At 65.6% G+C, this 12,720-nt stretch carries 13 protein-coding genes; all 13 read right to left on the reverse strand.

Annotation, left to right across the window (positions count from 1 at the left end; all coding sequences use genetic code 11):
• Positions 1 to 284: 284 nt before the first annotated feature.
• Positions 285 to 1,055, reverse strand: coding sequence for a toll/interleukin-1 receptor domain-containing protein (locus tag D3F03_RS00765; RefSeq protein WP_119107473.1), 771 nt, complete (start codon positions 1,053 to 1,055; stop codon positions 285 to 287).
• A gap of 363 nt (positions 1,056 to 1,418) precedes the next feature.
• Positions 1,419 to 2,486, reverse strand: a complete 1,068-nt coding sequence (locus D3F03_RS00770) for an NAD(P)/FAD-dependent oxidoreductase (RefSeq protein ID WP_245960453.1) — start codon at positions 2,484 to 2,486, stop codon at positions 1,419 to 1,421.
• Between the two features lie 37 nt (positions 2,487 to 2,523).
• Positions 2,524 to 2,853, reverse strand: coding sequence for a ferredoxin FdxA (gene fdxA / locus D3F03_RS00775; RefSeq protein ID WP_119107474.1), 330 nt, complete (start codon positions 2,851 to 2,853; stop codon positions 2,524 to 2,526).
• A gap of 106 nt (positions 2,854 to 2,959) precedes the next feature.
• Positions 2,960 to 3,223, reverse strand: a complete 264-nt coding sequence (locus D3F03_RS17250; RefSeq protein ID WP_199665389.1) for a hypothetical protein — start codon at positions 3,221 to 3,223, stop codon at positions 2,960 to 2,962.
• A gap of 9 nt (positions 3,224 to 3,232) precedes the next feature.
• A complete protein-coding gene (locus tag D3F03_RS00785; RefSeq protein ID WP_119107475.1) occupies positions 3,233 to 4,699 on the reverse strand; it encodes a sulfate adenylyltransferase subunit 1 in 1,467 nt (488 codons plus the stop codon).
• 114 nt (positions 4,700 to 4,813) lie between these two features.
• Complete coding sequence (gene cysD, locus D3F03_RS00790) at positions 4,814 to 5,746, reverse strand: sulfate adenylyltransferase subunit CysD (protein ID WP_119107476.1); 933 nt, start codon at positions 5,744 to 5,746, stop codon at positions 4,814 to 4,816.
• A gap of 91 nt (positions 5,747 to 5,837) precedes the next feature.
• Positions 5,838 to 6,482, reverse strand: a complete 645-nt coding sequence (locus D3F03_RS00795) for a phosphoadenosine phosphosulfate reductase domain-containing protein (protein WP_119107477.1) — start codon at positions 6,480 to 6,482, stop codon at positions 5,838 to 5,840.
• Positions 6,479 to 6,910, reverse strand: coding sequence for a DUF934 domain-containing protein (locus D3F03_RS00800; protein ID WP_119107478.1), 432 nt, complete (start codon positions 6,908 to 6,910; stop codon positions 6,479 to 6,481). The genes D3F03_RS00795 and D3F03_RS00800 overlap by 4 nt, the downstream gene beginning before the upstream one ends.
• A 15-nt stretch (positions 6,911 to 6,925) precedes the next feature.
• Positions 6,926 to 8,722 (reverse strand): nitrite/sulfite reductase, encoded by a 1,797-nt coding sequence (locus D3F03_RS00805; protein WP_119107479.1) that lies wholly within the window; start codon positions 8,720 to 8,722, stop codon positions 6,926 to 6,928.
• An 18-nt stretch (positions 8,723 to 8,740) separates the two neighbouring features.
• A complete protein-coding gene (locus tag D3F03_RS00810; protein WP_119107480.1) occupies positions 8,741 to 9,544 on the reverse strand; it encodes a sulfite exporter TauE/SafE family protein in 804 nt (267 codons plus the stop codon).
• 227 nt (positions 9,545 to 9,771) lie between these two features.
• Entirely contained in the window at positions 9,772 to 11,607 is a 1,836-nt protein-coding gene (gene mnmC1 / locus D3F03_RS00820) for an FAD-dependent 5-carboxymethylaminomethyl-2-thiouridine(34) oxidoreductase MnmC1 (RefSeq protein ID WP_119107482.1), read from the reverse strand.
• A 66-nt stretch (positions 11,608 to 11,673) separates the two neighbouring features.
• Entirely contained in the window at positions 11,674 to 11,946 is a 273-nt protein-coding gene (locus D3F03_RS00825; RefSeq protein ID WP_119107483.1) for an oxidative damage protection protein, read from the reverse strand.
• A 45-nt stretch (positions 11,947 to 11,991) separates the two neighbouring features.
• Complete coding sequence (locus D3F03_RS00830; protein ID WP_245960454.1) at positions 11,992 to 12,711, reverse strand: lipoate--protein ligase family protein; 720 nt, start codon at positions 12,709 to 12,711, stop codon at positions 11,992 to 11,994.
• Positions 12,712 to 12,720: the final 9 nt, after the last annotated feature.

A 12,720-nucleotide genomic window follows, 5' to 3' on the forward strand; every position in this document is an offset into this window, starting at 1 on the left:
CAATTGGTAGGACGCCAAGTAAGCCCGCAGTAGAAACAACAGCAACGAAAAAAGCAAAAACTGCTTCGGCCGCGGTTTGCCACGTGTCAATGGAATCTCCGTTTTGGAGCCTATATTCACTCGCGAACGCGAACACGGCGTAAGCGCAGAAAGCGCCCAGAAGACATCCGACCACCAGTGGGCCAATCAGTGTTTGCTTCTCTGAAGGCGATAGCGTCATTGCACTGTCTAACGTTTGAATTAACGGGCGCCGCTAGACGTCCCGTTGAATAAATAGTTAGATTTCATTCACCCAGTTTGCCCCGCTCAGCCATGATTGCGAAGTCCTTTAGCATGGCTTTTGGTAGACGGCTGCCAAATCTTTCGATCAACATCTCAATAGGCATTCCTGCTTTTGCCATTTCAATGGCTTGATCATGAACCAAGCTCATTGGCATATCAACTTCACGCATGCGATACCGTTCTGTCTCGTGTTCTAACTTGCGGATTTTTGAGTTCAACATTCTGGTGTTCTCCAGAATTTCCCCAAGTACGTCTTCCTTGGGACGCGGCTTCGACGGTGGTTGAGCATCTGTGCCTGCAAGAATCGCTGCGAAACGCTGTTCAAACTGTGGCCAATAAGTATCGAAAACTTGCTCAAGAATCCTGTTATCCAGCCCGTTGACACCTAGCGTGCTGTTCAAGGTCTTGACCAGGCCCAACACACTTTCGCGTGTTGGAAATGTGTGATTAAACTGAGCCAATGGATCTTCGATGTCCTTCGATTCAAGATCAACTAACAACGTGCAAACACGTGATGTAGAAAGCCCCTTAGCGAGGGCCCCCGCCTCAAAAAGAATCCAGGGACGCGCCTTGTTTTCTTGCGTTAGGCAGATGATCCCGACGGTTGTATCTTTCAACTGATCATTGATTTCCCCAAACCAAAGCGACCCACGATCAAGGTCTCTTGTAGAAATCCAAGGCCGGGAGGCTTGAATGACACAGCAGAGCCAATCGCTTAGCAAATTTGCTACTTCCTTGCTTCTTAGTCCAGACCAACTCAAAAACACTTTCATTCGAGTACTACCTTTTCTGAAATCTAACGTCATTTAGACCGCAAAACCTGCGGGATAAACTGGCCGATGCGGGATATTCTGGACACGGCTTCTTCCTGAAAGTGGCTCGCAGTCTACGTTTGCAGCGGCCTTGCTGTGTAAGCGTCCAGGTATAAAAATTCCGTGAAACCCGGCACGCTTGCCTCGGACAAACTATAGCTTGCAACGAACGGTGCTCGGGCTCTCAACGGGCATGTTTCACGCTGTGAGCCCGCCGGCTTGTGAATCAATGACCGCTTGAGGTGCGATGTGCAATGTCGCTTTTGGGTCGAAATCAGCCATCAACCTCGAAACTTGAAACCATCCACCGACCACAATCCGCCGTCAGCTCCCCGACTTCCCCACCCCCAACAACCCCTGCAGCCTCTCGCTGCTCGTCGTGTACTCCAGCGGCAGCTTGCGCCCGGCCAGCCACTCGGCGGCGCCAAAGGCCGCCAGGGTGGCTTCGTGGAAGCCGCTCAGGATGAGCTTGCGCTTGCCGGGGTAGGTGATGGCGTCGCCCACGGCGTGGATGCCGGGGACGCTGGTGGCGAAGGTGGCGGTGTCCACCACGAGCTGTTTGCGCTCCAGCAGCAGGCCCCAGTCGGCAATCGGCCCCAGGCGCGGCACCAGGCCCAGGCGCACCAGCAGCAGGTCGAGCGGCTGGCGCAGCGTGCTGCCCTCGGGCGTGGTCAGCTCCAGCGCAGCCAGGCGCCCCTGTGTTTCGACGATGCCGCCGGCCATGCCGATGGCGACCTCGATGCGGCCGGCGGCGCGCAGGGCGTGCAGCTGTGCCAGCATGTCGGGCGGCGCGTCGAACACGTCGCGGCGGTGCTGCAGTGTGGTGCGGGCCGGGCGCAGGGGCTCGGGCGCGGTGGCGCAGGCGATGGCGCTGGCTACGGCGGCCTCGCCGCCGCCGTGCACCAGCAGGTGCTGGCCGGCGAGGGCCTCGCCTGCGTCGAGCTGGTAGCGCAGTTGCGTGCCCTCGTAGGTGGCCAGGCCTTCAAGCTTGAGCGCGCGCGGCAGGAAGGCGCCGACGCCGGCGGCGATGAACACGGCCCGGGCGTGCAGGCGCGTGCCCTGGCTGGTGTGCACCAGGAAGCCGCCGCCCGCCTGGGGCTCAAGCGCGGTGGCCTGCTGGCCCAGGTGCCAGTGCGGGGCGAAGGGGCGGATCTGCGCGAGCAGGCGCTCGGTCAGCTCCTGGCCGGTGCAGACCGCGATGCCGGGGATGTCGTAGATGGGTTTGTCGCCGTACAGCTCGGCGCACTGGCCACCGGCGCGCGGCAGGGCGTCGATCACGTGGCAGGCCAGGCCCTGCAGTCCGAGCTGGAAGACCTGGAACAGGCCGACGGGGCCGGCGCCGATGACCACCGCGTCGGTGCGCAGCAGTGCGGGCGCGGGTGCTGGCGTCAAAACAGGGGCGCTGCGGTGGTGGGGGCCGCAGGGGCGCTCAGCGGACGATGTCGCTGCGCTTGCCGGGCTTGCCGTTCCATTCGTCGGCTTCCGGCAGGGCTGCTTTGCGCTTGGTGATGGGCTTCCAGCCGGGGGCGTTGGTCAGCTCGGCGTTGATCTTGATGAAAGCGAGCTCTGGGGGCGGCAGGTCTTCTTCGGCAAAGATGGCGTTGGCCGGGCATTCGGGTACGCAGACCGCGCAGTCGATGCACTCGTCAGGGTTGATGACGAGCATGTTCGGCCCTTCAACAAAGCAGTCCACGGGACACACGTCCACGCAATCGGTGTATTTGCACTTGATGCAGTTCTCGGAGACGACGTGGGTCATGGCTGGCTCGTTGTTCGGAAACGGAAGGTTGCTATTTTAAGGGTTTGCACTGAGGGGCTTGCGCGTGACCCTGACGGTCTTGCAGTATCGGCGTGCGCAGCGTTTGCTATGTGTCAAGCAGCGGGTAGATCAGCACGGTGCGGCCAGGGTGCCCGAACAGCGTGGGGGGTTGTGCACCGGCTGTCATGCTGGCGGGTTCGGCGGGCGCCTTGCCCAGAATGTGGCGCACCTCGCGGCCTTCCTGCAGCAGGTAGTCGGTGGCGATGCGGCGGTGGCAGCGCCACCACGGCTTCGGCGCACATGCATTCGCCGAAGCTGCGCGCCGAGTGCGCGATGCTGAAGACCGGCGGCCGTCTGGAGCTTGGATCATCCATGCGCCTCAGCGTAACAGCACGGCACCGGCGGTGCGGTTGCTGGCGGTGTCCACCAAAATCATGGCGCCGAGCTGGCGTGAGCGCGTGTACGGTGCCACGGGCAGGGGTGATTGCAGTTGCAGCTCGACGTGGCCAATGGCGTTGGGCGCCAGCTCGCTGGCCGGGTGCTCGGCCAGCGTGTGGATGTCGAGCCCGTGCACGATGCGCTGTACCCGCGCCTTGACCCAGCGGTGGCCGTGCAGCAATTGGTACACGCGGCCAGCCACCAGCGGCTGCTCGTCCAGCCAGGCCACAGTGCAATTGAGCAGCGTTTGCGCGGGCCAGGGCGATGCCGGCTCGGGCGCGTCGAAGCCGTCGCCTTGTTCGTTGCCTTGCACCTGTGGCGCTGTGGCCAGCAGCCAGTCGCCGCGCGAAATGTCGATCTCGCGGTCGAGTACGATGCCGGCGCTGTGGCCGGCGGCCACGCTGCCTGGCTGGCGGGTGCGGTCCAGCACCTGCGCCACACGGGCCCGCTGGCCGCTAGGGAAGACCTGCACCTCATCACCCGGCTGCGCAGCGCCTGCCGCGACGCGGCCCCAGAACACGCGGCGGCCCTGGGGCGTGTCGGCCGAGGCAGACGGGGGCTGAGCCGCTGGAGCGCCGGGCAGCGCGGAAGAGGGTGCAGCAGAAGGCGCAGCCGGTTTTTCGACCCACTGCACGGGGAAGGCCAGCGGCAGGTTGCTGTCGGGTGCCGTGTTGGGGAGCTGCTCCAGGATGTGCAGCAGGCTGGGGCCGATGTAGTCGCACCAGCCGGCGCGCCCATCCACCACGTTCCAGCCCTTGAGCGCCGAGACGGGCACCGTGGCGCGCACGGTGATGCCGGCCTCTTGCGCAAAGGCCGCCAGCGCGGCGCTGATGTGGGCAAAGGCGAGCGCCGGATCGGCGACGGCGTCGAGCTTGTTGACGGCAAACACCAGGGACGGCACGCGCAGCAGGTGCACCAGCAGGCTGTGGCGGCGGGTTTGCGGCAGCAGCGTGGGGAGGGGGTTTTGCCAGTCGAGCTTGGTGGCGTCCACCAGCACCACGGCGGCGTCGGCACTGCTGGCGGCGGTGACCATGTTGCGCGTGTACTGCTCGTGGCCGGGCGCGTCGCCAATGATGAACTTGCGCGCCTCGGTGGCGAAGTAGCGGTAGGCGACATCGATGGTGATGCCCTGCTCGCGCTCGGCGGACAGGCCATCGGTCAGCAGGGCCAGGTCGGTTTCGCCCTGGCGCTGGACGCCGGCGAGGTGGTCTTGCAGCACCGCTTTGGTATCCACCAGCAAGCGGCCGATCAGCGTGCTCTTGCCATCGTCCACGCTGCCGCAGGTGATGAAGCGCAGGGCAGCGTCGTGGTCGTGGTTATGGGAAGAAGTCGTCACAATATTTAAGTCTTTTAGGCCGCTAGCGCTTGGTACATAAGCGCTGGAAGCTACTGAATTGATAGTGGTCATAGAAAACCTCTGGAACTTGAAACAAGCACACCCTCAGCCATGGACTACCAGTGGCCTCGCGGAACCGGCTTCGCCGGGCCGCTGAGGCCGCCCCCCGGAAGGGGGCGGGAGGGGTCAGAAATACCCGTCCTTCTTGCGCTTTTCCATCGAGGCTTCGCTGGTCTGGTCGTCCATGCGGGTGGCGCCGCGCTCGCTCATGTCGGCGGCCAGGGTTTCGATGACGATGTCGGCAGCCGTGGCGGCCAGGCTGGCCACCGGGCAGGTGCAGGTCACGTCGCCCAGGGTGCGAAAGCGCACCTCGCGCTCCTGCACCTGCTCGCCGTCGCGCGGCGGCGTGAGGGGGGTGACGGGCACCAGCATGCCGCGTCGGTCCACCACCTGGCGGCGGTGCGAGAAGTAGAGCGAGGGCAGGGCGATCTGCTCGCGCTCGATGTACTGCCACACATCCAGCTCGGTCCAGTTGCTGATGGGGAACACGCGAAAGTGCTCGCCGGCGGCCAGACGGGTGTTGAACAGCGTCCACAGCTCGGGCCGCTGGTCCTTGGGTTGCCACTGGCCGAAGCTGTCGCGGTGCGAAAAGATGCGTTCCTTGGCGCGGGCCTTTTCTTCGTCGCGGCGGGCGCCGCCGATCAGTGCGTCAAAGCGGAATTCTTCAATGGCCTCTAACAACGTGACCGACTGGTGGACATTGCGCGGCTCGCCTGGGTGCGCCAGCCGCACGGTGCCGCGTGCCATCGAATCTTCGACGCTGCGCACGATGAGTTTGGCGCCCAGCTCGCTGGCACGCAGGTCGCGAAACGCCGTCACTTCAGGGAAGTTGTGGCCGGTGTCGATCATGAGCAGCGGGTAGGGAATGCGGCCGACGCCAAAGGCTTTTTCGGCACACCGGAGCATCACCAGCGAATCCTTGCCGCCGGAGAACAGCAGGGTGGGGCGCTCAAAGGCGGCGGCCACTTCGCGCAGGATGAAGATGGTCTCTTCTTCCAATGCGTCGAGGTGGCGGTTGCTGAGCTGGCTGAGCAGCTGGGGTTCTGCGCGGGCGGTCATGCGGGTTTCCAATCAAATAGGGCTGTAGCGTATATACGTAAAGCGCGAGCAGCTATTGTTTTTGATGTTTTCAAATGGCTTGGCGGGGCGTTCAATGCGCCAGGTGCAGGCCGCATTCGCGGTTGTCTTCGCCCTTGGTGGGGTCGACGTAGTCGAAGTTGTTCGGCAGGCCGTGGCGGGCGCAGTATTCGTGCAGGTCTTTGGACGACCAGTGCAGCAGCGGCGCGACCTTGATGAGACCGTCGGGGTTGATGCTGACCGGGTCCATCTGCGCGCGCACGGCGGTGTCGGTGGCGCGCAGCGCGGTGAACCACACCTTGGGCGCCGTCTCGCGCAGCGCGCGGGAGAAGGGCTCTAGCTTCACCTCTTCGGTGAAGGCCGCGTGGCGAGGGTCGTCCAGGGCGGGTGTCGGCCCGTCCACGGCTTCGCGGTGCGCGCGCGAGCGGCGCGGCAGGTAAATCTGCAGCTTGAGCCCGAGCTGCTTCGTCACCTCGTCGGCGAAGCGGTAGGTGGCTTCGGTGTTGTAGCCGTTGTCCATCCAGACGACCGGTACATCGGGGTTCACCTGCGTTACCAGGTGCAGGATCACCGCCTCGAAGGGGCGGAAGTTGGTGGTGACGATGGAGCGCTCGCCCAGGCTGAGCGCCCATGCCACGAGGCCGGGCGCGTCGCGGCCGAGCGTGGCGTTGACGTGCGCGAGGTCAAGCACGGGTTTAGGTGTCTGCACAGCGCTCATGCCGCCTCCAGCGCTGCTTCGCGGGCTGCATCACGTGCAGCTTCCCGAGCAAAAAGCGGGCGTGGCTCATGCACATCGCCCTGGTAGAAGGCGGCAAAGCGCGCGAACTGCCGTTCGGCGGCGGCGGCGTCCACGCCTTCGGCCAGCACGGCGCTGGTGAAACCGCTGCGGTGCATGTGCACCAATTGGTCGATCAGCACATCGCCCGTGGCGCGGATGTCGCCTGCAAAGCGGTAGCGCCGGCGCAGCAGCAGGGCCTGGCTGTAGGCGCGGCCGTCGGTGAATTTGGGGAAATGCAGTTCCACGCGCTGCACGCCTTCGAGCGCCCCGCTGGCCACCAGGGCAGCCAGTTCCGTGTCGTTCGAAATTTGTAGGTCTTTTACGCCGTCAGCGCTTGCTGGTAATGCGTCAGAAGCTATTATTTTCATAGTAGATAAGCTCGATCAGTCGTGTTCGGTCAGGGTTTCCTGGTCGGCCCTGGGGCGGCGTGCGCCGTTGGCCGCCTGCTTGAAGGGGTCGTGGCCGATGCGGCGCAAGGCGTCGATGAAGAGCTCGCCGGGCCTGCGCAGTTCGCGGAAGGTGCCGAGCAAAGCCTCGATCACGTCGGGCACTTCGGCCGCCGTGAACGAGGGGCCGACGACCTTGCCACCAATCGCGGGGCCAGACAGATCGGTGCCGTCCGACCCGCCGAGCGTGATCTGGTACCACTCCTTGCCGTCCTTATCGACACCCAGAATGCCGATATGCCCGCTGTGGTGGTGGCCGCAGGAGTTGATGCAGCCGCTCATGTGCAGGTCGATGGGGCCGAGGTCGAACAGCTCGTCCAGATCCTGGTAGCGCTCGGTGATGGCGGCGCCAATGTGCAGCGAACGGGCGTTGGCGAGCGAGCAAAAATCACCGCCGGGGCAGATGATCATGTCGGTCAGCAGGCCAATGTTGGGCTGGGCCAGGCCGAGCGCGCGGGCCGCTTCGTACAGCGCGGGCAGGTCGCTCTCGTGCACCCAGGGCAGCATCAGGTTTTGCTCGTGCGTCAGGCGCGCTTCGGCTGCGCTGAACTGCTCTGCCAGTTGCGCCAAGGCGTTCAGGGTGTCAGCGTCGGCATCGCCCGTGTTAAAGCCTGGCCGCTTGAACGACAAGGTGACGGTCCTCATGCCGGGCAGCTTGTGGCCGCGCACGTTCTGCTGCAACCAGCGCTGGTAGAGCTGGCCTTGCGGGCTGACCTTGGCGGGCAGGTTGGCGGGCTTGAGTTCAGGCAGCACGAAATGGCTGCTGACGCGGTCGAGTTCGGCTTGCGTGATGGTGTGTGGCGCGCCATCGAGTTCAACGATGGCCTTGTATTCCTTCTCCACCGCGTCGATGAATTTCTGGCCTTCGCTCTTGACCAGAATCTTGATGCGCGCCTTCCACTTGTTGTCGCGCCGGCCATAGCTGTTGTACGTGCGCACCACGGCTTCGATGTAGTTGAGCAACTGGTCCCAGGGCAAAAACTCGCGCACCACGCTGCCGATGATGGGCGTGCGGCCCATGCCGCCGCCCACTTTCATGGTGAAGCCCACGCTGCCGTCGTCGGCCCGGCGCGCTTGCAGGCCGATGTCGTACCAGCCGATCGCGGCGCGGTCTTCTTCGGCGCCGTTGAAGGCAATCTTGAACTTGCGTGGCAGGTAGCTGAATTCAGGGTGCAGCGAGCTCCATTGGCGCGTGATTTCAGCAAACGGGCGGCAGTCCACGATGCTGTCCGCGGCGATGCCTTCGAGCGCGTCGCAGGTGATGTTGCGAATGTCGTTGCCGCTGGTCTGGATGCCGTGCATGCCCACGCTGGCCAGCAGGTCCATCACATCGGCGGCGCGGGACAGCGGAATCCAGTTGAACTGGCAGTTGGTGCGCGTGGTGAAGTGGCCGTAGCCATAGCGCAGCGGCGGTGCGGGGAGCGTCGCGCCGGGCTGCGCGTCCTGCAAGGCGTCCTGGGTGGCCTGGGCATGCGCCAGCAGTTCAGGTGCGGGCTTGTCGAACTCGCGGGCGATGCGGGCCAGCGTGCGCAACTGCGTGCTGCTGATTTCGCCATAGGGCACGGCAATGCGGGCCATGGGGGCGTAGCGCTGGATGTACCAGCCGTTTTGCAGGCGCAGGGGCAAGAGCTGCTCGTCGGTCAACTCGCCGCGCTCCCAGCGCTCGAGTTGGTCGCGGAACTGCTGGGCGCGCAGCTTGACGAATTGCTTGTCGAAGTCGGTGTATTGGTACATGGAAGAAAAACCCGGAAATCAGATCAGGACCAGCTTGACGCCGGCAAAGGCCAGCAACAGCGAGAGGGCCGAGCGCACCAGCCGCTCGGGTGTGCGCGAGACCAGCCGTGAACCCAGCCAGATGCCCGGCAGCGAGCCGACCAGCAACTGTGCCAGCAAGGCCCAGTCCACCGAGCCGAGCGATGCGTGGCCCAGGCCGGCAACGAGGGTCAGGGGCACGGCGTAGGCAATATCGGCGGCGATGATGCGCGGCAGCGGCAGGTGCGGGAAAACCAGCAGCAGCACTGTGACGCCAATGGCGCCTGCCCCCACCGAGGTGAAGGTCACCAGGGTGCCGATCACCGCGCCCAGCAGCACGGGCAGGCTCCAGTGGCGCGGTTGCGTGGCGGTGGCGGCGCTTTCGCTGCGGCGCGCCTGCTCGGGGGCCTGGTGCTTGGCCGAGAAGGCCAGTGCCTTGTACAGCGTGGAGGCCGCGGTCAACAGCAATGCCGCGCCCAGGGTGGTCGTCATCAGGTGCTGGACGCGCTCGCTGGTGGGGCCCAGGTGGCGCAGCAGCCAGAGCGCGCCCAGGGCCGCAGGGATGCTGCCGGCGCACAGCAGGGCCACCACATTCCACGGCACCATGCGCCGGCGCGCCAGGCCCACCGTGCCGCTGAGCTTGGTGAACGCCGCAAACAGCAGATCGGTGCCAACGGCCAAGTGCGCTTTGATGCCGAAAAAGAAAATGAGCACGGGGGTCATCAGCGAGCCGCCGCCGACCCCCGTCAGGCCAATGACGAGGCCAATCGCGAATCCGGCAACAACAAGGGCGACATCAGGCATGGACGCGACTCTAGGGGGCGTCCTTATAAAAACAAACGACTGTTTCGTGCTTCTTATATGCCTATAAGCTTATGCAAAATGCTTGTTGCGGGCTTTTGGTGGGTCTCTCGCGGCCTATCAGCGGCCACCGTGCCAGGGCCGCCCCACTGCGCTGGTGGCGTCCCCCTTTCCGCATCACGCAGCCAGGTGAGAGAAGGGGGAAGGCGCGAAGCGCCACAGGGGGTGTTTCATTTCTCCAGGCGCTCGGTGCCCATGGCACGTGCCAGGCGCTCTTCCATCGGCAGCGGTTCGCCGTGCAGGCGTGCCGCCAGCAGCTCGCCGCACAGGATGGCCCGGGTCAGGCCGCGGGCGCCCATGGCGGTGCTCACCCACAGGCCCGGCAGGCGGTCCGCCGCCAAGGGGCCGACGATGGGCAGCCGGTCGGGTGAGGTGCAGCGCACGCCCGACCAGGCCTGCAATCCGGGGGCATCGGCGGCAAAGCTAGGGGCCAGCTGCCGTGCGGCGTCGGGCAAGAGCTGTTGCAAATTGGCCAAATTCACCTGGTGGGCCGCCTGCTGCTCCTGCGGCTCGGGCGGTAGCTCGGTGCGCCCACGCTCGAAGGTAGAGCCTGCGTGCCAGGCAAGTTGTTCGTTTGGCCCTGGCACTTGGCCGACGAGCGCCCCCTTGCCATTGACCGGGAAGGGGGGCAAGGCCATGCCGCCCTTCTGCACACCCCAAGAGAGCTGCCCGCGCACGGCATCCAGCGGCAGCGGCGCCAAACCGAGCGACTGCGCCAGCGCATTGGAGGCCGGCCCGGCGGCCAGCACCACGAGTTCGGCTTCTGCCAGCAGCGCACCGCCAGCGTCCCGCAATTGCCACAGGCCCTCACCGTGGGCCTGTATCCGATGGAGTTGCGACACGCGGCTGTGCGTGTGCAGGCGAATCCCGGGTGCATCGAGCAAACGAGCTACCAGCCGCGCTGGCCGCACCCAGCCGGCGCGCTGGTGCCAGCACGCATCGCTGTTCTCGGGCAGGCCGGCGGCGCGCAACTGCTCGCCATTGGCGGTGGTGCTCCAGTCGGTGCCAAGGCTCTCGGCCCAGCCTGCGGGCAGGCCGGGGTTGCCGGCAGGGCGGCGCTCCAGCACGCCGCCGGGCTGCCAGTCGGCGCCTGCTTGGAGTACGCGCGCGCCTTGCTCCAGCGTGGCGCGGGCGCCGGCACGCGAGACCCTGGAAAACACGTTGTCATCGGGTGAGAGGTGCGGTGCAAAAAGCCCGACCGGAAGCCCCGATGCGCCTGCCGCAGGCCCGCTGCCCGCGTCCAGCACTTGCACCTGCCAGCCGCGCCGCGCCAGACTCGCCGCAACGGACGCGCCGGCGATGCCGCAGCCGATGACCGCGCAGCGTGCGACCCGGATTGGCGCGGCACGGTTGAAGCCCGTTGTGCGCACGCGTGGCTCCCAACGTGGCTGGAACACCGCGCGCAACAGGGCGGCTTTGCCAGGCTCGGCGGGTTCGGCGGGCGCTGATGCGATGACAAAGCCGGCTTGCTCCAGCGCGGCGCGCGCCTCTACCCCCACAGCGGGGCCTACAAGGTGGGCGCCGCGTTCACAGTGGCGTGCCAGGGCCTTGGCGCCATCGGCGTTTTGGAGCTGGGTGGTATCGGAGGCCAGCACCGTATCGACACGCCAGTGCTCCTCACGGAGCAGGCGTTGCGCGTCGCCCACACACAGGGTCAACAGCACCCGGCCCGCCTCGAAACCCAGGCGGTGGATGCCCGGGAGCAAGCCCCAGGCCTGCGCCGCAAGCGACTCGGCCAAGGGCAACAGATCGGGGTTTTGCTGCACCGTGCGGACAAGCTCCGGCAGGTTGGTGGGCTGCGGCGCAATCGCTATGAAGTGCAGTACCGTGGGTCGGAGCGGATCGGCGCGCCAGGCGGCCCAGGTCGCCAGAAAGTGGTGGCCGAGAGCGAAATGGGTCTCCAGAATGCGCCACTGTGCAGCGCCGGCCCAGGCGGTGGGCAGGCTGCAATCGAGCAGACATGCGTCGTTTGCGTGGGGCCTTGGGGTGCGGGGTGTGACGGGCATGGGTGGAGGGCAGACAACAAAAAAGGCGCCGCAGCGGGCGCCCTGTGGCGAAGAGGCTATGCGTGTTCAGGCGCTGGGCGGCACGTAGCCTTGCACGGCGTCAGCTCCGCCGCCAAAGAAATGCTGTTCCAGCTGACGTGCCAGGTACTGGCGGGCGCGGGCGTCGGCCAGGTTCAGGCGGTTCTCGTTGACCAGCATGGTCTGGTGCTTGAGCCAGGCGGCCCAGGCCTCTTTGCTGACGTTTTCCCACAGGCGCTTGCCGAGTTCGCCGGGGTAGGGAGGGAAATCAAGTCCTTCGGCGTCCTTGCCGAGCTTGATGCAGTGAACCATGCGTGCCATGTCGAAAAATCCTTATCGGGTCTGAAGATGCGTATGGTCGTCACTTTAGCAAGTTTCGGGGGTGGCCTCTGCATTCGGCAGTGCCTGCGCCAGCGCCTGGTGCAGTCGGGCGGCAAGCGTTTGAGCGGAGCAAGGTGGCTCTGCCAATTCCTCGCAGGCGACCGTGCGGCGCCGCATTTCCGCCGCAGCCTCCGGGTGCCCGAGCGCATGGCACAGCAGCGGCCAGTCGGGCACGGTATTGAGCGTGCCTGCGACCAGCAGGATGCCATTGCGCTGGCGGCGCTGTGCCAGGCCGACGAGCTTGCGGCCGCGCGTGTCGGTCAGCTCCCAGGGTGCGAGGCTGCCGTAGCAGGCCCAGTCCACGGTGGCTCCCATGGCCGCGTTGGCCTGCGCGACCTCGGTGTCTGGCAGTGCACAGGCGGGGATGCCGAGACCTTCGAGCACGGCAACGTGCAGCAGGCCGAGTGCGCGGTAGCTGTCCACCAGGCCGCCGCTCACCCAGGGGTGCGTGACCGGCAGCACGACCGATGCGCCTACCAGCCAGGGCCCGGTCAGCACTGCGCCGCCGCCCGAGGGGCGTTGCACCAGCGCCAAGCCTTGCGGCAGCCGGCCCGCCACTTCGGCGTGCAGTGCGCGCTGCGAGCAGCCCAGCACGATGGTGGGCGTGGCGTAGGTCCAGACGTGAAAGCGGGGTGTGGTGACGGGGGCTTCGAGCTGGCGGCTGTTCCAGGCCTGTTCTTGTTCGACCGTGTGGGTGGTGGGCATGGTCATGAG

The organism is Simplicispira hankyongi, from assembly GCF_003570885.1.
Classification (GTDB): Bacteria; Pseudomonadota; Gammaproteobacteria; order Burkholderiales; family Burkholderiaceae_C; genus Simplicispira; species Simplicispira hankyongi.

Coding starts and splice junctions, on each gene's coding strand:
- D3F03_RS00765 (WP_119107473.1), bottom strand. CDS start 1,055: ATGAAAGTGTTTTTGAGTTGGTCTGGACTAAGAAGCAAGGAAGTAGCA.
- fdxA (WP_119107474.1), bottom strand. CDS start 2,853: ATGACCCACGTCGTCTCCGAGAACTGCATCAAGTGCAAATACACCGAT.
- D3F03_RS17250 (WP_199665389.1), bottom strand. CDS start 3,223: ATGATCCAAGCTCCAGACGGCCGCCGGTCTTCAGCATCGCGCACTCGG.
- D3F03_RS00785 (WP_119107475.1), bottom strand. CDS start 4,699: ATGACCACTATCAATTCAGTAGCTTCCAGCGCTTATGTACCAAGCGCT.
- cysD (WP_119107476.1), bottom strand. CDS start 5,746: ATGACCGCCCGCGCAGAACCCCAGCTGCTCAGCCAGCTCAGCAACCGC.
- D3F03_RS00795 (WP_119107477.1), bottom strand. CDS start 6,482: ATGAGCGCTGTGCAGACACCTAAACCCGTGCTTGACCTCGCGCACGTC.
- D3F03_RS00800 (WP_119107478.1), bottom strand. CDS start 6,910: ATGAAAATAATAGCTTCTGACGCATTACCAGCAAGCGCTGACGGCGTA.
- D3F03_RS00805 (WP_119107479.1), bottom strand. CDS start 8,722: ATGTACCAATACACCGACTTCGACAAGCAATTCGTCAAGCTGCGCGCC.
- D3F03_RS00810 (WP_119107480.1), bottom strand. CDS start 9,544: ATGCCTGATGTCGCCCTTGTTGTTGCCGGATTCGCGATTGGCCTCGTC.
- mnmC1 (WP_119107482.1), bottom strand. CDS start 11,607: ATGCCCGTCACACCCCGCACCCCAAGGCCCCACGCAAACGACGCATGT.
- D3F03_RS00825 (WP_119107483.1), bottom strand. CDS start 11,946: ATGGCACGCATGGTTCACTGCATCAAGCTCGGCAAGGACGCCGAAGGA.
- D3F03_RS00830 (WP_245960454.1), bottom strand. CDS start 12,711: ATGCCCACCACCCACACGGTCGAACAAGAACAGGCCTGGAACAGCCGC.